At 71.3% G+C, this 17,656-nt stretch carries 18 protein-coding genes; 7 read left to right on the top strand and 11 right to left on the bottom strand.

What is annotated here, in order from left to right; translation table 11 throughout:
- Positions 1-170 precede the first annotated feature (170 nt).
- Entirely contained in the window at positions 171-980 is an 810-nt protein-coding gene (locus tag Vlu01_RS16420) for a serine/threonine-protein kinase (protein WP_204000117.1), read from the top strand.
- On the opposite strand, the gene Vlu01_RS16425 is transcribed toward Vlu01_RS16420, so the two are convergent.
- A complete protein-coding gene (locus Vlu01_RS16425) occupies positions 961-1,596 on the bottom strand; it encodes a hypothetical protein (protein WP_239095942.1) in 636 nt (211 codons plus the stop codon). The two genes, Vlu01_RS16420 and Vlu01_RS16425, sit on opposite strands and share 20 nt — an antisense overlap.
- Positions 1,586-2,209 carry an RNA polymerase sigma factor gene (locus Vlu01_RS16430; protein WP_239095943.1) on the bottom strand — a complete coding sequence of 208 codons (624 nt, stop codon included), beginning with the start codon at positions 2,207-2,209 and terminating at the stop codon, positions 1,586-1,588. Before Vlu01_RS16430 ends, Vlu01_RS16425 begins: the two co-directional genes overlap by 11 nt.
- 116 nt (positions 2,210-2,325) lie before the next feature.
- Between Vlu01_RS16430 and dnaE the strand changes: the two genes are divergently transcribed.
- Both dnaE and Vlu01_RS16440 read left to right on the top strand, forming a co-directional pair.
- Positions 2,326-5,859 (top strand): DNA polymerase III subunit alpha, encoded by a 3,534-nt coding sequence (gene dnaE / locus Vlu01_RS16435; protein WP_204000121.1) that lies wholly within the window; start codon positions 2,326-2,328, stop codon positions 5,857-5,859.
- 191 nt (positions 5,860-6,050) lie between these two features.
- Complete coding sequence (locus Vlu01_RS16440; RefSeq protein WP_204000124.1) at positions 6,051-7,088, top strand: aminotransferase class V-fold PLP-dependent enzyme; 1,038 nt, start codon at positions 6,051-6,053, stop codon at positions 7,086-7,088.
- A gap of 123 nt (positions 7,089-7,211) precedes the next feature.
- Here the strand turns inward: Vlu01_RS16440 and Vlu01_RS16445 are convergent, their stop codons facing one another.
- The 7 genes from Vlu01_RS16445 to Vlu01_RS16475 all read right to left on the bottom strand — a co-directional run bounded on the left by Vlu01_RS16445 (position 7,212) and on the right by Vlu01_RS16475 (position 11,379).
- Positions 7,212-8,069 carry an SPFH domain-containing protein gene (locus Vlu01_RS16445; protein WP_204000127.1) on the bottom strand — a complete coding sequence of 286 codons (858 nt, stop codon included), beginning with the start codon at positions 8,067-8,069 and terminating at the stop codon, positions 7,212-7,214.
- 139 nt (positions 8,070-8,208) lie between these two features.
- Positions 8,209-8,907, bottom strand: a complete 699-nt coding sequence (locus tag Vlu01_RS16450; RefSeq protein ID WP_204000130.1) for a DUF3618 domain-containing protein — start codon at positions 8,905-8,907, stop codon at positions 8,209-8,211.
- Positions 8,908-8,923: 16 nt separating this feature from the next.
- Positions 8,924-9,325 carry a phage holin family protein gene (locus Vlu01_RS16455; protein ID WP_204000133.1) on the bottom strand — a complete coding sequence of 134 codons (402 nt, stop codon included), beginning with the start codon at positions 9,323-9,325 and terminating at the stop codon, positions 8,924-8,926.
- A complete protein-coding gene (locus Vlu01_RS16460) occupies positions 9,322-9,996 on the bottom strand; it encodes a F0F1 ATP synthase subunit B family protein (protein WP_204000136.1) in 675 nt (224 codons plus the stop codon). The genes Vlu01_RS16455 and Vlu01_RS16460 overlap by 4 nt, the downstream gene beginning before the upstream one ends.
- Before the next feature lie 191 nt (positions 9,997-10,187).
- Positions 10,188-10,637, bottom strand: a complete 450-nt coding sequence (locus Vlu01_RS16465) for a DUF3618 domain-containing protein (RefSeq protein WP_204000139.1) — start codon at positions 10,635-10,637, stop codon at positions 10,188-10,190.
- The gene (locus tag Vlu01_RS16470; protein WP_204000142.1) at positions 10,634-11,065 is read right to left on the bottom strand and encodes a phage holin family protein; all 432 of its coding nucleotides are present in this window, start codon (positions 11,063-11,065) and stop codon (positions 10,634-10,636) included. Before Vlu01_RS16470 ends, Vlu01_RS16465 begins: the two co-directional genes overlap by 4 nt.
- Positions 11,066-11,142: 77 nt before the next feature.
- Positions 11,143-11,379: a hypothetical protein gene (locus tag Vlu01_RS16475; RefSeq protein WP_204000144.1), complete on the bottom strand. Its 237-nt coding sequence runs from the start codon at positions 11,377-11,379 to the stop codon at positions 11,143-11,145.
- 260 nt (positions 11,380-11,639) lie between these two features.
- On the opposite strand from Vlu01_RS16475, the gene Vlu01_RS16480 reads away from it, so the two are divergent.
- Positions 11,640-12,353 (top strand): DedA family protein, encoded by a 714-nt coding sequence (locus Vlu01_RS16480; RefSeq protein WP_204000147.1) that lies wholly within the window; start codon positions 11,640-11,642, stop codon positions 12,351-12,353.
- Positions 12,354-12,367: 14 nt separating this feature from the next.
- On the opposite strand, the gene Vlu01_RS16485 is transcribed toward Vlu01_RS16480, so the two are convergent.
- Together Vlu01_RS16485 and Vlu01_RS16490 are read right to left on the bottom strand one after the other, a co-directional pair.
- Complete coding sequence (locus Vlu01_RS16485; RefSeq protein ID WP_204000150.1) at positions 12,368-14,287, bottom strand: helix-turn-helix domain-containing protein; 1,920 nt, start codon at positions 14,285-14,287, stop codon at positions 12,368-12,370.
- Positions 14,288-14,304: 17 nt separating this feature from the next.
- A complete protein-coding gene (locus Vlu01_RS16490) occupies positions 14,305-15,087 on the bottom strand; it encodes a 3-hydroxybutyrate dehydrogenase (protein ID WP_204000153.1) in 783 nt (260 codons plus the stop codon).
- 191 nt (positions 15,088-15,278) lie between these two features.
- Here Vlu01_RS16490 and ruvC point away from each other — a divergent pair, with 191 nt between their 5' ends.
- From ruvC to ruvB, 3 genes are all read left to right on the top strand, one after another.
- The gene (gene ruvC / locus Vlu01_RS16495; RefSeq protein ID WP_204000156.1) at positions 15,279-15,806 is read left to right on the top strand and encodes a crossover junction endodeoxyribonuclease RuvC; all 528 of its coding nucleotides are present in this window, start codon (positions 15,279-15,281) and stop codon (positions 15,804-15,806) included.
- Positions 15,803-16,405 (top strand): Holliday junction branch migration protein RuvA, encoded by a 603-nt coding sequence (ruvA, locus tag Vlu01_RS16500; RefSeq protein ID WP_204000160.1) that lies wholly within the window; start codon positions 15,803-15,805, stop codon positions 16,403-16,405. Before ruvC ends, ruvA begins: the two co-directional genes overlap by 4 nt.
- Before the next feature lie 115 nt (positions 16,406-16,520).
- The gene (gene ruvB / locus Vlu01_RS16505; protein WP_204000163.1) at positions 16,521-17,591 is read left to right on the top strand and encodes a Holliday junction branch migration DNA helicase RuvB; all 1,071 of its coding nucleotides are present in this window, start codon (positions 16,521-16,523) and stop codon (positions 17,589-17,591) included.
- The last annotated feature ends 65 nt before the right edge of the window (positions 17,592-17,656 follow it).

Below are 17,656 nucleotides of genomic sequence, written 5' to 3' on the forward strand. Positions count from 1 at the left end.
CCGCCAACACGGGACCGCCCGCCAACACGGGACCGCCCGCCAACACGGGACCGCCCGCCAACACGGGACCGCCCGCCAACACGGGACCGCCCGTCGGTACGGGATCGCCCGTCGGTACGGGATCGTCCACCGGCACGGGACCGCCCGCCAACACGGGACCGACCGCCGATGTGCCGCCGTCCGCCGTCACGCCGCCTGCGGTGGCGGCGGTGCTGCGTCGGGCCACCGCGACCCGTCCGGACGACAGGTACCCGGACGCTCAGGCGTTCCGCACGGCCCTGCTGGCGGCGGTGCGGCAGACCAGCGATCCGGCCGACTCCGGTGCACGGCCCGCGTCGGTGCCCACCTCCCGTACCACCGGCAGCCCGGGACCGACTTTGGTCTCGGCGGATTCGGGTGCGTCGACCGGGGCGAGGGTGGGTACCGCCCGCAAGCCCTGGTCACGCGCGGTCGCGCTGACGGTGGTCCTGGTCGCGGCGACGGGCGCGGTGGCGGCCGACTCGGCGACGCGCAGCGGTACGGCGGCGAGTGGCCCGCTGACTGTCGTGCTGCCTGACGGTTGGCGGGCCGCCGGATCCGGGTGGGCCGGACGGTACGACGAGTCCGGCCGACTCGAACCGGCGTTCGTGATCTCACCGGAGCCGCGTCGGTGGGCCACCGATCCGAGGGTGCCGGGCGCCTTCGTCGGATTGTCGGCGACCGCGCGCCACACCGATCCGGCGGCGTTCGTCGCCGCCGCGCCCCACGCCGACTGCGTCGCCGCACCGGCACGGCAGGTACGGCGGGGTGGCCTGGACTGGGTGGTCGCCCGCTTCGACTGCCCGCAGGGACGTCCGGTCCTGGTGGAGGCCGCCGCCCGGGTCAGCGCCGGCATGCTGTACGCGCAGGTCGTACCCCCGCCCGGGGCCGGTGACGAGTTCGTCGACGCGTTGCTCGACGGGGTACGGGTACGCCGACCGGTCATCGCACGACCACCGTGATCACCTCGGTGCTCGCCGTGCGGGGGACGGACACCTCCACCGTGCCGGCCCGGACGAAGCGGAGGTCGACCACGCCGGCCGCGTACTGGCTCTCCACCAGATCCTCGCGGTCGACGGTGACCTCACCCGGGCCGATGCCCTGAAGCCGCAGCACCCCGCCGGTGGCGAAACAGAGCGACGAGGGCAACGGCCCGGGATCGGACAGCGGCAGTTCGTAGCGGACCGCGCCGAGACAGACCTCGGACGTGGTCGCGCTGGGCGACGGACTGTGGGTGCTGCGCTGCGAGGTGGGGGCCCGACGCGTCGGAGGCGGTGGCGCGGGAGCGGTCGTCACGACAGTCGGCGGCGGAACTGTGCTGCTCGGCGGGGAGGGGGTTGCCGGCGACGCCGAGATGGTGGTGCCGGGCGGGCGTACCGGCAGCGGCGCGACAGGCTCGTCGGCGCAACCGGCGGCACCTGCGAGGAGCACGACGGCCATGGCCAGCACCGCCGTCCGGCCGACCTGGGCCAGCGCCGCCGGCCGACGCCGGCCGGGCAGGCCCAGCGCCGCGTGACGACACCGGCCGGGCAGGCCCAGCGCCGCGTGACGACGCCGGCCGGGCAGGTCAGTCGGCATCGGAGAGCCGCAGCCGGACCTGCCGGCGGGCCTCGTGGATGCGGGACTTGACCGTGCCCTCGGGCACGTCGAGCAACCCGGCGATCTCGCGGTAGTCGAGTTCGAGCACGTCACGCAGGGTCAACGCCTCGGCCAGTTCGGGGCGGATCGCGTCGAGGGCCTCCAGCAGGTCCAGTCGGGTGCCGGCGACCACGCTGGTGCGGCGCGGGTCGGGCCGCTCCGGCAGCGCTTCCCCGGCGGCCTCCATCAGCCACCGTCGGCGCAGCGCCCGGTAGGTCGAGCGGGCCCGGTTGGCGGTCAGCCGGTACAGCCAGGTACGCAACGACGAGCGCCCCTCGAAGCGGTGGATGCCCTGCGCCACCGCGAGCAGCGCGTCCTGGCAGGCCTCCTCCGCGTCCTCCCGGTTCGGCAGCAGCCGGCCACACAGCCGCAGCACCTCCGGGCGGATCGCCGTCAGCAGGGCCTCCAGGGCCGCCCGGTCGCCGCGCGCCGCGGCACCGGCCAGGTCGTCGATCCCGTCCGCGAGGGTCATCGCGCCGTCCCGTGCTCGCCCGGTGTTGCGGTGGGCGTTCAGGCTACGCCGGGTCAGCCGCCGTGTCCGCTCCGTGTCCACCAGTCGACACCGCACCCGGCGTCGTACGGGGGCCGCGCGGCGTGCGGAGATCCCCGGCGTCGACGGGGTTAGGGTTAGCCCGACCGACTCGATCATTTGACCCGGGGGCGCCACGCATGGGCGATTCGTTTGCGCATCTGCATGTGCACACTGAGTACTCCATGCTCGATGGTGCGGCCCGGCTCAAGGACCTGTTCGCCGAGGTCAAGCGGCAGGGCATGCCGGCGGTGGCGATGACCGACCACGGCAACATGCACGGCGCGAACGACTTCTACAAGCAGGCGATGGCCGCCGGGGTGACCCCGATCCTGGGCATCGAGGCGTACGTGGCGCCGGAGTCCCGGTTCCACAAGCAGCGGGTGCGCTGGGGTCGGCCGGAGCAGAAGAGCGACGACGTCTCGGGTAGCGGTGGGTACACCCACAAGACGATCTGGGCGCGTAACCGGACCGGTCTGCACAACCTGTTCGCGCTGACCTCGCGCTCGTACACCGAGGGTTACTTCGTCAAGTGGCCCCGGATGGACACCGAACTGCTGGCCGAGTACGCCGACGGCCTGATGGCCACCACCGGTTGTCCGTCCGGCGAGGTGCAGACCCGGCTGCGGCTCGGCCACGACGCGCAGGCTCTCGAAGCCGCCGCCAAGTACCAGGACATCTTCGGCAAGGAGAACTACTTCCTGGAGCTGATGGACCACGGCCTGGACATCGAGAAGCGGGTCCGTGACGGGCTGCTGGAGATCGGCCGCAAGCTCGGCATCCCACCGGTGGTCACCAACGACTCGCACTACACGCACGAGGCGCAGTCCGAGGCGCACGACGTGCTGCTGTGCGTGCAGACCGGCAGCAACGTCGCCGACCCGAACCGGTTCAAGTTCGGCGGCAGCGGCTACTACATCAAGTCGGCCGACGAGATGCGCGGTGTGGACGGCTCCGACGCCTGGTTGGAGGGGTGCCGCAACACGCTGCTGGTGGCGGAGCGGGTCGATCCGAGCGGGATGTTCGAGTTCCACAACCTGATGCCGCGTTTCCCGGTGCCCGAGGGCGAGACCGAGGAGTCCTGGTTCCGCAAGGAGACCTTCGCCGGGCTGGCCCGCCGCTACCCGGAGGGCATTCCCGAGGGGCACGTGGTGCAGGCCGAGTACGAGCTGGGCGTCATCATCCAGATGGGCTTCCCGTCGTACTTCCTCGTGGTGGCCGACTTCATCCAGTGGGCCAAGGCGCAGGGCATCGCCGTCGGCCCCGGCCGTGGTTCCGCGGCCGGTTCCCTGGTCGCGTACGCCCTGGGCATCACCGACCTGGACCCGATCCCGCACGGGCTGATCTTCGAACGGTTCCTGAACCCCGAGCGGGTCTCCATGCCGGATGTCGACATCGACTTCGACGAGCGTCGGCGCGGTGAGGTGATCAAGTACGTCACCGACAAGTGGGGTGAGGACAAGGTCGCCCAGATCGCCACCTTCGGCACGATCAAGGCGAAGGCCGCGATCAAGGACTCGGCCCGGGTGCTCGGCTACCCGTACGCGGTCGGCGACCGGATCACCAAGGCGATGCCGCCGGCGGTGATGGGCAAGGACATCCCACTCACCGGCATCTTCGACCCGAAGCACCCGCGGTACGCCGAGGCCGGCGAGATCCGCGGCCTGTACGAGTCGGACCCCGACGTCCGCAAGGTGATCGACACCGCCAAGGGCATCGAGGGTCTGATCCGGCAGACCGGGGTGCACGCCGCGGGCGTCATCATGTCCGCCGAGCCGATCATCGAGCACATTCCGCTGATGCGCCGCGACGCCGACGGGGCGATCATCACCCAGTTCGACTACCCGACCTGCGAGTCGCTCGGGTTGTTGAAGATGGACTTCCTCGGCCTGCGCAACCTGACCATCATCGACGACGCGCTGAAGAACATCGAACTCAACCACGGCCGCAAGGTGGACCTGCTCAAGCTGCCGCTTGACGACAAACCGACGTACGAGTTGTTGGCCCGGGGCGACACCCTCGGCGTGTTCCAGCTCGACGGCGGGCCGATGCGGTCGTTGCTGCGGCTGATGAAGCCGGACAACTTCGAGGACATCTCCGCCGTCCTGGCGCTGTACCGACCCGGTCCGATGGGCGCCAACTCGCACACGAACTACGCGTTGCGCAAGAACGGGCTCCAGGAGATCACCCCGATCCATCCGGAGCTGGCCGAGCCGCTGGAGGAGATCCTCGGCCCGACCTACGGCCTGATCGTCTACCAGGAGCAGGTACAGCGCGCCGCCCAGGTGCTTGCCGGCTACAGCCTCGGCAAGGCCGACCTGCTGCGCCGGGCGATGGGCAAGAAGAAGAAGGAGGTCCTCGACAAGGAGTTCATCCCGTTCCGCGACGGGATGCGCAGCAACGGCTACTCCGACGAGGCCATCAAGACCCTGTGGGACATCCTCGTCCCGTTCGCCGACTACGCCTTCAACAAGGCGCACACCGCCGGCTACGGGCTGGTGTCGTACTGGACCGGCTACCTCAAGGCCAACTACCCGGCCGAGTACATGGCCGCGTTGCTGACCTCCGTCGGTGACGACAAGGACAAGATGGCCATGTACCTGTCGGAGTGCCGGCGGATGGGCATCCAGGTGCTGCCACCGGACGTGAACACCTCGGCCGGCCCGTTCACCCCGGTCGGTCGGGAGATCCGCTTCGGTCTCGGCGCGATCCGCAACGTCGGCGCGAACGTGGTCGCCGCGATCATGCGCTGTCGCGAGGAGAAGGGCGAGTACACCGACTTCTACGACTTCCTGTCCAAGGTGGACGCGGTGGTCTGCAACAAGAAGACCATCGAATCCCTGATCAAGGCGGGGGCGTTCGACTCGCTGAAGCATCCCCGCAAGTCCCTGCTCGCCGTGCACGCCGACGCCATCGACGCGTACGCGGACGTCAAGCGCAAGGAGGCCGTCGGGCAGTACGACCTGTTCGGCGCGGGCTTCGGCGACGCCGATGCGGCGACGACCACCACGGTCATGCCGACCATCGCCGAGGGGGAGTGGGACAAGCGCGACAAGCTCGCCTTCGAGCGCGAGATGCTCGGTCTGTACGTCTCCGATCATCCACTGTTCGGCCTCGAACACATCCTCGGCGCGGCGGCCGACACCACCATCGCGGCCCTCTCCGAGGAGGGCACCGTGCCTGACGGCGCGGTGGTCACCCTCGCCGGCATCCTCTCCGGCGTGCAGCGCCGGGTCACCAAGCAGGGGCGGGCGTGGGCCTCGGCGACCCTGGAGGATCTCGCCGGCGGCGTGGAGACGCTGTTCTTCCCGAACACCTACGAGGTGATCGGGCAGTACATCGCCGAGGACGCGATCGTGGTGGTCAAGGGTCGGGTCGACCGGCGCGACGACACCCCGCGCATCATGGCGATGGACATGTCCCTGCCGGACGTCAGCAACAGCACCGCGAACAAGCCGGTCACCCTCACCATCCCGGTGACCCGGTGCACCCCTCCGCTGGTGGAACGGCTCAAGGAAACCCTGGTGCTGCACCCCGGCGACGCCGAGGTGCACGTCAAACTCCTCAACGGCACCCGCGCCACCACCCTGCGCCTGAGCCCGGTCCGAGTAGCCGCCACCACCGCCCTCATGGCCGACCTAAAAAGCGTCCTAGGCCCCGCCAACGTCACCTAACAGCCCCCCACCCCCACCCCCACCCCCACCCCACCTCCCCGGATCTCTCCGTTGATCATGAGGTTATTGCCGTGGGTAATCGCTCTCTCGGGTAACAACCTCATGATCAACGGGGTGAGGCGGGGGCAGGGTGGGCCACGGAGGTGGGATTGGCGCTCTGGGGGACGGGGCGGGGCGGTTAGCGTCGGGGCGTGGAACTGGAGCAGGCGCAGAAGCTGTGGCAACCGCAGCCGGGCTGGTTGAACACCGCCAGCTACGGGCTGCCGCCCGATCCGGGCTGGGACGCGTTGCAGGGCGCGCTCGCCGACTGGCGGGCGGGTCGGGGGCCGTGGGAGACGTGGAGCGAGGCGACCGACCGGTGCCGGGCAGCGTTCGCCCAGCTGGTCGCGGTGCCGGTGGCCGACGTCGCGGTCGGGGTCACCGTGTCCCAACTGTTGGCGCCGGTCGCCGCCGCGCTGCCCGCCGGCGCCCGGGTGGTCGTGCCCGAGATCGAGTTCACCTCCAACCTCTTCCCCTGGCTCGTCCAGACCGACCGGGGCGTGCAGGTACGCACCGTGCCGCTGGACGACCTGGCCGCCTCGGTCGACGCCGACACCGACCTGGTGGCGTTCAGCCTGGTGCAGTCCGCCGATGGCACGGTGGTCGCGTACGACGAGATCGTCGCGGCGGCCCGGGCCCACGGCGCGCTCGTCGCGGTCGACGCCACCCAGGCTTGCGGCTGGCTGCCGTTCGACGCGAGCCGCGCGGACGTCGTGGTGGCCGGCGGGTACAAGTGGCTGATGGGACCCCGGGGCACCGGGTTCGCCTACCTGGCTCCCGAGGTGCGCGACCGGCTGCGGCCCGACGCCGCCGGCTGGTACGCGGGCCGCGACCCGCACGCCTCCTACTACGGGCCGCCGCTGCGGCTGGCCGAGGACGCCCGCCGGTTCGACATCTCGCCGGCCTGGTTCAGCTGGGTGGGTGCCGCCCCATCGCTGGAACTGCTGCTGGAGATCGGGGTCGAGCAGGTGCGGGCGCACGATGTGGCGCTGGCCAACCGGTTCCTCACCGGGCTGGGGCAGCCGCCCGGGGACAGCGCGATCGTCACCGTCGAGGTGCCCGGCGCGCAGGAGAAGCTGGAACGGGCCGGGGTACGCGCGGCGGTGCGGGCCGGCCGGATCCGTGCCTCCTTCCACCTCTACTCCACCACCGAGGACGTCGACCTGGCGCTGGACGCCCTTACCTCCTGACCGCGCCGTCCCGTCGCGCCGTCCCGTCGCGCCGTCCCGCCGTCCCGCCGTCCCGCCGTCCCGTCGCGCCGTCCCGCCGTGCCGGTGCGGCGGGCGGCACGTCCGGCACGACGGGCGGGCGGTTCACTTTCCGGTGATGATGCCCGGGTTGATGCAGAGGCCGGGGGAGCTGCCGTGCTTGTCCGCGATCTCCAGGCAGCGGGTCACCTTGTCCACCGTCGCGTTGGTCTCGGTGACCTGCTTCTGGATCTCGGCGTTGAGGCGGTCCTGTTCGAGGTTGCGGGTCTGGGCGAGCTTGTCCTGAAACGCCTTGATGTTGCCCTCGGTCTTGTCGTCGTGGTTGACCCGGGTGATGGTGACCGACAGGATCTCGACGTCATCGGCCAGCCGCTCTTCGGCGTTGGCCTTGATGCTCGCCGCGAAGGGCTTGAGGTCCACGTTCAGGTTGCCGGTCTTCGCGTCGATACGCTCCAACGGGTTGTAGACGGCGAAGGCGTCGTTCACCGCGCTGTCGAGCTGGACACCGACCCGCTGCCCCCGGAAGCTCTGGAAGTCGCCCTTGTAGTCCATGAACTGCTTCGGCGCGTTCTCGGGCTGAACCTGCCACTCGACCAGCACCTCCACGCACGCGTCGGCCAGCGTGCCGGTACGGACCCGGACGCACTGATCGTTGCCGATGTGGTCGTACTTCTGTCGCCCGGCGTCCCACTCACCGACCCGCTGCCACGGGGTGACCCACTTCAGGCCGGAGCCGGTGACCTCACCGGTCGGTTTGCCGAAGCTGGTGACGATGCCGACCGAACGGATCGGCACCGAGTGGGCGCTCGATGCGGCGAGCAGACCCAGCGCCACGAGCAGGGCGCTCAGCGCCACCATGGCGCTGGTCCGTCGTACGGTCTGCACCGCCCCGATGCGGGCGACGACGGCGGCGACCGCCGCGACGATCGCGGCGATGATGGCGAGGGTGAAACCGATGGGCATGTACTCGGCACCTTTCCGGCAGGGGTGTGGATCAAGGTAGCCGAGCACGGCAAACCCGTGTCGGGGCCGGGTGCGGCAAGGGTCCGCCCCGGGCCAGCTGACCCGGGGCGGACGCCGTGGCGAGCGACTGCGACGCGTGCTACGACCGCTGGGTTGCCTGCCGCGCGTCGTCGCGTACGTGCCGGGCCTGCTCGGTGCCCGTGTCGCGCACCGCGGCGGCCCCCTGCGAGGCCGTCGACCTGACCGCCTGCGACGCCTCCTGCACAGGTTCGCGCAGGTTGTCCTGGACCTGGTGCATCATGTCGCCGGCCTTCTGCTTGAACTGGTCGGCATGCTCCATGGCCTCGTGCCTGGCGCGCCCGGCGAGCTGCTGCTCCTTACTGCTGGGTGGCAGCAGGGCGGAGGCGAGCACGCCCACCCCGAAGGCGATCAACCCGGCGGCCAGCGGGTTGCCCTCGGCCCGTTCCTTCGACGCATGGGTGACTGACTTGGCGCGCTGCCCAGCCGCTCCGACGGCGTCCGAGGTCTGGTGGGCCGCGTTCGCCACGGCGCCGGTCGTCTGGTGCGCCGCGTGCGCCACCGCGTTCGACGTCTGGTGCGCGGTGTCCGAGACGCGGTGGCCGACTTCGTGGGCCTGGTGCATCGTGGCGTCCCGGGTGTCTCTCGCGGTCCCCATCACCCGGTCGACGATGCGGCTCAGCCGGCTGCGCGCCCGTGTCACCGGGACGCTCGCGATGCGGCGCGGGTTCACCTTGTAGGACAGCGCGTCGACGTCGCTGCTCAGCTCGGCTCGGGTCTGCTCAATGTCGTGCCGGATCTGGTCCGGATCGCTGGACATGATGGCTCCCTTCGGCTCAGCGGCCCCTCACTGCGTCGGGTATCTCCTGTGCCGTCTGTCTGGTGCGCGGGAGGGGTTTGATGGTGCCTAGCTGTTTGCGGGCCCGGGACGCGAGCACGGTGCCGATGACGGCCCAGATCACGGCGACGATGAGAGCGGCCCATCCCTGGTCCATCACGTTGGACAGACCCCACCAGAGGGCGTGCGACACGAAGATCAGGGTGAGCAGCCCGGCGACCGCGGCCGCGGCGAACATTCCCGCCACGGTGCCGACGCTGCGCGCCTCCTGGCGCAGCTCGGCCTTGGCCAGGTCGACCTCTTTGCGCAAGAGGGTGGAGAAGTTGCGGCTGGCATCCGCCAGCAGTTCACCGATGGATGCCTGGGTCCGGTCGGCGCCACCGCCCGCCGGGGCGCTCACGGCCCCACCTCCCGCCCGGTCGGTCCGTGGCGTACGGGCGCGACCTGGCCGGCCGGCGACAGGTGCGGCTGCTGCGACGTGGGTGGCATCAGCGGACCCTGCGGCACGGTACGCCCGGTCGACCGGCGCTGGTCGCCGCCGTCCTGCTCGGCGGTGCCCTGCTGGCCGTGGTCCTCCTGACCGCCGGTGAGGGCGCGGCCGAACCGACCCGCGAGCAGACCGGCGATCGCTGCCCCGGCGAGGAACGTGCCGGGATGCCGCCGGGCGTAGTCACGCACCTCGCGTACCAGGTCGCCGGGTTCCCGTTCGTCCAGCCAGCCGGCCGCCTGCTGGGCCGCGTCGGCACCTCGCCGGGCGACCTCGGCGGCCATGCCGTTCTGATCACCGGAGTCGGCCATGGTGCGAAGTTGGTCCCCGAGCGTACGGAGGCTCTCCGCTGCGCGATTCTGCTGCTCCTGAGCCTGGGTACGCGCCTGTACGGAAACCTCCTTGACCAGGTTGCGTGCCTGGTGGCGGGTTTCCGCGGCCACCTGTTTACCCTGCTCGACCGTCTCGTGGGCGAGTTGCCCGCCGGCCTGCGCCGTCTCCCGGCCGACCTGCGTGGCCTCCTGCCGGATCTTGCCGGCTCCGTCACCGCCCGACCTGTCAGGCGGGGAGCCGCGTTCTCCCAACCGTTGTCATTCGATCTCCCCTCTTCGGGCCCGCCAGCGACGAGCACGGGGGCGCTTACCCTCCCGGTCCCGAAGTACTCGTCCGCCTGCGGGCAGCCCCAGGTCGGCGGGGGGAAGCGGAGTCCGTGCTCGGCCCCGCAGATCGGCAGGGACGATGCTGGCGTGACGCCATTACGGGGAAAACTCGTCGATCACCTTGCCCGGCGACGCCGATAGGCCGCGAGACCGAGCGCTGCCGCGGCGGCACCGGCGGCGGTGAGGATCGGCACCGGTCTGGCGCGAACCGAGGCGCGGATGCGGGTTGCCGCGCTGCGGGCCGACGTCAGTACGGCTTTCCGTTGGCTGGACACCGTCGAGCCGGTCGTGTCAGCCGAGCGGCGGACCGTCCGGGTGAGGGCGTTGGCCCATGCGGAGGGTTTCCGACTCACTTCACGGGTCGCCCAGGTCATGGTGCTCTTCGCCACCGGCCCGGCCTCCTCGGCCTGCTGTCGGAGTCCGTCGGCGACCCCGTCGGCCTTCGCGCGGAGGCGACCCTTGACGTCGGACTTGGCGGCCAGCGCGGCGACGGTGTCCCCGAGTTGCTCACGTGTCTGCTGAATGTCCTGGCGGACCTGCTCCGGATCGTCGTTGACCGCGCTCATGATCGCCTCCGGCTCGCCGCGTTGCGGATGGTCTCTGCGTCGGCACGCACGCTGTCCCTGGTGGCGCTCGGGGTGGCCGGCATGGCCTCGGTGACCTGCTGCTTGCCGCGGCGGGCCGCGATCGCGGCGGCGACGAGCAGGACGACCCCGACGATGAGCGCGGCGAGCGCGTCCGGCATGAACGCACCCAGCACCAGGACCACGGCGGCGACGAGCGTGCCGCCGGCGTAGAGGCCAAGCATGGCGCCGCCGCCGAGCATCCCGGCACCGGAACCGGCACGTCTGCCCTTCGCCGCCATCTCCGCGCGGGCCAGCGTCAACTCGTCGCGTACGAGGCGGGTCATCTGCTCGGCGGCTCGTTGCACCAACTCGGTGACGGGTGTCTCCGGGGAGGCGGCACCCGGACCGCCACTCATTCTGTCGGCCATGTCGTCGCTACCCTTCGCCCCCGCAGAATCCAGGCGAAAACCGCTGGCCTGGCCGATGCGCAAGTGGCGTCCACTGCTCAACCCTGTTCGACCGCTACCGGTGCCCCGACCGGGGTCGGTGCGGCACGGTCGAGGCGTTCGTCGAAGCCGGCGGGGCTGGTGCCATCGGCGAATGCGGTGATCTCGTCCGCGAAGCTGGCACCGTGCCGGCCGCGACGTCGCAGCGTCAGGGCACCGGCCGCGCCGGCCAGCGTGCCTACTGCGAAAGCCAGGACCAGAGCAGGTCGCGTGTTCGGTGTTCTTCTGCGTGCCATGATCGCTCCTTGGGGCTGAAATAATCTTCTAGTCCCAATTGTCCAGTCCGCGCGGCGGGATTGCCGGGCTAATCGGCACACGTGCATGACAGGGTGAGATGCGGAGCGGCTGCCCATGCCGACCTCCGGCGCGTGCCGCAGTGGATCAGCTCGGCCCTGCCGGGCCGCGGCTGGTCGCGGCAACCAACGATCGCCTTCGGCCGTAGACTACGGGCGTCCCGAGCCCTGTGGTGGCTCGCCACTCGCACCGGAGGTCCATCGTGTCGACGCCTGTCACCACCCTGGCTCTCGGACCTGACTGGCTCTCCCCGGAACACCTGATCTCGACGTTCGGCCTGCTCGGCATCCTGGCCATCGTCTTCGCCGAATCCGGCCTGCTGATCGGGTTCTTCCTGCCGGGTGACTCGCTGCTGTTCACCGCCGGGCTGCTCGTCGCCGACGGACGCTACATCACCTATCCATTGTGGTTGGTGTGCCTGCTCATCACCATCGCTGCGATCGTCGGTGACCAGGTGGGTTACCTGTTCGGCCGAAAGGTCGGCCCGGCGCTGTTCCGCCGCCCGAACTCGCGTCTGTTCAAACAGGAGAACCTGCTCAAGGCACACGACTTCTTCGAGAAGTACGGCGCCCGCTCGGTCGTGCTGGCCCGTTTCGTGCCGATCGTGCGGACGTTCACCCCGATCGTCGCCGGGGTCAGCCGGATGAACTACCGCACCTTCGTCACCTACAACATCGTCGGCGGCATCCTCTGGGGCACCGGAGTGACGGTCCTCGGCTACTTCCTCGGTCAGGTCCCGTTCGTCAAGGCGAACATCGAGTTCATCCTGATCGGCATCGTGGGGCTCTCGGTCCTGCCGATCGCCGTGGAGTTGCTCCGGGCCTGGCTGGCCGCCAAGCGGGGGGTCACGCCGCAGGAGCGCGCGGCGGCCGAGGCGGCGATCCGCGAGACCCGCGAGCACTACGGCAAGCACTGAGCGAGCCGTACCGCTCAGCCGTCGGCGGTACGGAGTCGGTGCAGGCGCAGCGCGAGTTGCACCTCCAGGGCGCGGTCGGGACGTTGCCAGTCCGCGCCGAGCAACTGCCCGACCCGCTCCAGGCGCTGCGTCACCGTGTTGACGTGCACGTGCAGCTGTTCGGCGGCCCGGGCGAGGCTGCCACCCACGCCGAAGTACGCCTCCAGGGTCCGCACCAGCGCGGTACCTCGCCGAGCGTCATAGTCGACCACCGGTCCGATGGTCGCGGTGAGGAACCGGCTCACGTCGGCGTCGCCGCCGTCGTCGACGGCGCCCAGCAGCAGCCCGACGAAACCCAGCTCGGCGCTGCTCGCCCCCTGCCCGGCCCGGCCCAGCGCGCCGAGCGCGGTCAGGCAACGGTCCGCCTCCCGAAAGGCGGCGGCCAGCGACGAGGGATTGGTCGACGGACCGCTCGCCCCGGCGGTCACCGGCCGACCGGTGATCCGGGACAGGTCCCGGGCCACCGCCCGGGCGCTGCCACCCGCGTCCTGCCCGGGCAGCATCAGCGCCACCCGGCCGTCCCGCGCCGCGGCCAGCCCGCCCCGCGTCGAGGCGTACGTGGTGGCCCAGGAGAGCACCCGCAGCCGGGCGGAGCCGGTCGCCGCGATGGCGTCGTCGCCGACGGCCACCAGCACGTGCGGTGCGTCCAGGTCCACGCCCAACCGGCGGGCTCGACCGCGCAGCGCGTCGGGGTCGCGCAGCGGCCGGGCGATCAGGTCGTCGAGCAACTCGCCCCGGACCCGTCCCTCCGCCTCGGCGACGGTACGCCGGAACAACAGCAGCAGGGCGGTCACCAAGGCCGCCCGCTCCAGGATGCGTTGGTCGGCGTCGGCCGGCTCACCCTCGGGGCGCAGCACCAGCACGCCCAGGTTCTCCGCGCCGGCCACCACGGCGGCGTACCACAAGGCGCCCCGGCGTACGCTGCGTCCCTCGGTCCGCGACGCCGTGACCGCCTCGACGATCTCCGCTCGGTCCGGCTCGTCGATCTCACCGACCTGGGCCAGCCGCCGTCCCTCGGCGTCGAGCACCAGCAGCGCCCCACCGAGCACGTCGGAGACCGCCGCGGCGACGTCCTCCACCCCGCCGCCGCGCAGCACCAGGGCGGTCATCCGGTCGTGGGCTGCCGCGGCCCGCTCCACCGAACTGCTGTGCGCCCGGATGGTGGTGTTCGCCGAGGAGAGTTCCTCCAGCGCCGATCGCGTCTCGGCCAGCAGCCGGGCGGTGTCGATCGCCACCGCGGCGTGGGCCGCCAACGAGAGCAGCAGCGCCACCTCCTCGCGGGCGAACGGCCGCGCCGTGCGGTTGGCCGCGTAGAGCACTCCGATGCTGGTCGAACCGAGCCGCAGCGGCACGCCGAGGATGGCCACCAGCCCTTCCTCACGCACCCCGGCGTCGATCTCCCGAGTGTGGTGGAACCGCTCGTCCGCCGGATAGTTCGCGGTGACGTAGGGGGCGCCGGACTGGGCCACCAGGCCGCCGAGCCCGGCACCCATGGGCAGCCGCAGCTGCTGGAACTGGGCGGAGACCGAGCCGTCGGTCACCCGCATGTAGGTGTCGCCGCGCTCGGCGTCGTTGAGCGTCATGTAGGCGACGTCCGCGCCGAGCAGGTGCCGGGCACGGTGCACGATCGCCCGCAGCACCTCGTCCAGGTCGCGCAGCCCGGCCAGGTCGCGGACCGTGTCGTACAGGCCGGAGAGTTCGCTCTCCCGGCGGCGTCGGCGTTCCAGCAGCGCCCGGACCCGCAGCGCCACCGTCTTGGCCTGTTCCAATTCGGCGAGGCGCTCGGCGGGCAGCCCGGCGGCGCGGGCGGCGACCAGCGGTCCCTCGAACTCGACCGTGGCCGCCTCCCGGGCGAGCAGTTCCAGGAACTCCACCGGTGACGACATGACCGACATTCTGCTGGTGGCTGCCGCTAATTCGCCGTCCAGCCCCCGTCGAGGGCGATCGAGGCACCGGTGAGGAACCCCGCCGGGGGTGAGCAGAGGTAGGCCAGCAACTCCGCCACCTCCTCGGGTTCGATCAGCCGCTTGATCGCCGCACGGGCCAGCATGACCTTCTCGATCACCTCGGACTCGGGGATGCCGTGGGCGGCCGACTGGTCGGCGATCTGGCTCTCCACCAGCGCGGTCCGCACGTACGCCGGGTTGATGCAGTTGGCCGTCACCCCGTGCGCCGCACCTTCCAGCGCGACCACCTTCGACAGCCCCTCCAACGCGTGCTTCGCCGAGACGTAGGCCGCCTTGTACGGCGAGGCACGCAACCCGTGCACCGAGGAGATGTTCACGATCCGACCCCAGCCGCGCGCGTACATGTGCGGCAGCGCCCGCCGGATCAGCAGGAACGGCGCCTCCACCATCACCCGCTGGATGTACTCGAAGCGCTCGACCGGGAACTCCTGGAGAGGCGCCACGTGTTGCAGGCCGGCGTTGTTGACGACGATGTCGACGTCGGGGTCGAGCGCGTCCACCGTCGCCGGGTCGGCGAGATCGACCCCCTCGGCCCGGCCGCCGGCCTCGGCGGCCACCAGCTTGGCCGCCTCGACGTTGCGGTCGACCACCACGACCGTGGCGCCGGCCGCGGCCAGCCGCAGGGCACAGGCCCGGCCGATGCCGCCGCCCCCACCCGTCACGAGGGCGGTACGACCGGTCAGGTCGACGTTCACGACGTGGGGGACCGCCATGGGTTCTGCCGTCATGGCGCATGAAGTTACGAGCTGTGTGGTCGGGCGCACATGGGGTTGTGACACATACTCCGATCGCACACTGTGGTCGGCCCCTACACTGCTGTCCCGCCTGCCACGTCGGGCGTGTCCCGTAGCGCGGCGTGGCGGCGGCATCGGTAGGGTGTCGAACACACGTACTGCCCCGGCGGCTGGAGGGAGGCGGCGTGCGGGTGCTCGGCGTCGACCCGGGGTTGACCCGGTGTGGAGTCGGCGTGGTGGAGGGGGTGCCCGGACGGCCCTGCACGCTGATCGCCTACTACGTCGTCCACACCGACCCGGCCGACGAGTTGCCCACCCGCCTGCTGCACCTGGACCGCTCGCTGACCGACCTGGTCGCCGAGCACCGGCCGGACAGCGTGGCGGTGGAGCGGGTGTTCAGCCAGCACAATGTGCGTACGGTGATGGGCACCGCCCAGGCCAGCGGGATCGCCGTGCTGGCCGGGGCGCGCGCCGGGTTGCCGGTGCAGACGTACACCCCGAGCGAGGTGAAGGCGGCGGTGACCGGGTCCGGCCAGGCGGACAAGGCCCAGATGACCGCGATGGTCACCCGGCTGCTGCGGTTGTCGGAGCCGCCCCGGCCGGCGGACGCCGCGGATGCCCTCGCGTTGGCCATCTGCCACGTGTGGCGCGGCGGCACCCGGTCGAAGCTGGCCGCCGCGGCGGACCGGGCCAGACGAGGAGGAGCGAGATGATCGCCAGTGTGCGAGGCGTGGTGACCGCCGCCGGACCAGACCACGCGGTGATCGAGGTCGGCGGGGTCGGCCTGGCCGTGCAGTGCGCCCCCGGCACCCTCGCCGACCTGCGGGTCGGTCAGCCGGCCCGGCTGGCCACCAGCCTGGTCGTCCGGGAGGACTCGCTCACCCTCTACGGTTTCGCCGACGACGACGCCAAGGCGCTGTTCGAGCTGTTGCAGACCGCCAGCGGGGTCGGCCCGCGCCTGGCCCAGGCGGTGCTCGCCGTGCACACCCCGGACGCGGTACGCAAGGCCATCGCCAACGCCGACACGGGGGCGCTGACCCGGGTCCCCGGCATCGGCAAGAAGGGCGCCGAACGGCTGGTACTGGAGTTGCGCGACCGGATCGGCCCGGTCCCGGTGGGTGTCGACGGCGCGGCTGGGGTGACCGGTGGCGGCTGGCCCGAACAGGTCCGCCAGGCGTTGATCGGGCTCGGCTGGACGGCCGGGCAGGCCGACCAGGCCGTCACCGCCGTGGCCGAGACCATCGACGGTCCCACCCCGCCGGTGCCGGTGCTGTTGAAGCAGGCCATCCGGCTGCTGGGTCGTACCCGATGAGCGCGAGGAGTGAGCCGGGTCTGCGAGCCCCGCAGTCGCGACTGAAGGACATCCCGAGGAGCGCGAGGAGTGAGCCGGGTCTGCGAGCCCCGCAGTCGCGACTGAAGGACATCCCGTGACCGGCCCCGACGGCGGACTGGTCTCGGCGTACGTCGACGACGCGGAACGGGACGCGGAGGCCAGTGTCCGGCCGAAGCGCCTCGCCGAGTTCATCGCGCAGGATCGGGTCCGCGATCAGCTCGACCTGCTGCTCCAGGGCGCCATGCGGCGCGGCTCGCCGCCCGACCACATCCTGCTCTCGGGCCCACCGGGCCTGGGGAAGACCAGCCTGGCCAACATCGTGGCCGCCGAGTTGGGCGCCGGCATCCGGGTGACCAGCGGGCCGGCGATCGAACGCTCCGGGGACCTGGCGGCGATCCTGACCAGCCTGGCCGAGGGGGACGTGCTCTTCATCGACGAGATCCACCGGATCGCCAAGCCGGCGGAGGAGTTGCTCTACAGCGCGATGGAGGACTTCCGGGTCGACGTGGTGGTCGGCAAGGGGCCGGGCGCCACCGCCATTCCGCTCGACGTGGAGCCGTTCACGCTGGTCGGCGCGACCACCAGATCGGGTCTGCTCACCGGTCCGATGCGGGACCGGTTCGGCTTCGTGGCACACCTGGACTTCTACGCACCGGCCGACCTGGAGACGCTGCTGCACCGCTCGGCGCGGATCCTCGGGGTGCCGATCACCGAGGAGGGAGCGGCGGAGATCGCCGGTCGGTCCCGGGGCACGCCACGGATCGCCAACCGGCTGCTGCGCCGGGTGCGGGACTTCGCCGAGGTACGCGCCGACGGTGTGGTCACCATCGAGACCGCCCAGGCCGCGCTGACCGTGTACGACGTGGACGCCCTCGGCCTGGACCGGCTCGACCGGGCGGTGCTGACCGCACTTGTGGATTCCTTCAAGGGTGGTCCGGTCGGCCTGTCGACGCTGGCCGTGGCGGTCGGGGAGCAGCCGGACACGGTCGAGGAGGTCTGCGAGCCCTTCCTGGTCCGGGCCGGGCTGCTGGCGCGTACGCCCCGGGGGCGGGTGGCCACCGAGGCGGCCTGGCGCCATCTGGGTCGTACGCCACCGAATGGTACATTTGCGGCAGAAGCTACTCCTGCACCCGATCTGTTCTCGGTGGACATCGGTGAGCCGTGATCTGTTCGTGATCTGTGTGGCATTCGGCGTTCCCAGACAGAGCGACTAGACTCGCCGCGGTCTGT

The sequence above is a fragment of the Micromonospora lutea genome (genome assembly GCF_016863535.1).
Classification (GTDB): Bacteria; Actinomycetota; Actinomycetes; order Mycobacteriales; family Micromonosporaceae; genus Micromonospora; species Micromonospora lutea.

Excerpts from the sequence above, each read along its gene's own strand:
- Vlu01_RS16425 (WP_239095942.1), bottom strand. The coding sequence starts at position 1,596 with ATGCCGACTGACCTGCCCGGCCGGCGTCGTCACGCGGCGCTGGGCCTG.
- dnaE (WP_204000121.1), top strand. The coding sequence starts at position 2,326 with ATGGGCGATTCGTTTGCGCATCTGCATGTGCACACTGAGTACTCCATG.
- Vlu01_RS16445 (WP_204000127.1), bottom strand. The coding sequence starts at position 8,069 with ATGCCCATCGGTTTCACCCTCGCCATCATCGCCGCGATCGTCGCGGCG.
- Vlu01_RS16450 (WP_204000130.1), bottom strand. The coding sequence starts at position 8,907 with ATGTCCAGCGATCCGGACCAGATCCGGCACGACATTGAGCAGACCCGA.
- Vlu01_RS16465 (WP_204000139.1), bottom strand. The coding sequence starts at position 10,637 with ATGAGCGCGGTCAACGACGATCCGGAGCAGGTCCGCCAGGACATTCAG.
- Vlu01_RS16470 (WP_204000142.1), bottom strand. The coding sequence starts at position 11,065 with ATGGCCGACAGAATGAGTGGCGGTCCGGGTGCCGCCTCCCCGGAGACA.
- Vlu01_RS16475 (WP_204000144.1), bottom strand. The coding sequence starts at position 11,379 with ATGGCACGCAGAAGAACACCGAACACGCGACCTGCTCTGGTCCTGGCT.
- Vlu01_RS16485 (WP_204000150.1), bottom strand. The coding sequence starts at position 14,287 with ATGTCGGTCATGTCGTCACCGGTGGAGTTCCTGGAACTGCTCGCCCGG.
- Vlu01_RS16490 (WP_204000153.1), bottom strand. The coding sequence starts at position 15,087 with ATGACGGCAGAACCCATGGCGGTCCCCCACGTCGTGAACGTCGACCTG.
- ruvA (WP_204000160.1), top strand. The coding sequence starts at position 15,803 with ATGATCGCCAGTGTGCGAGGCGTGGTGACCGCCGCCGGACCAGACCAC.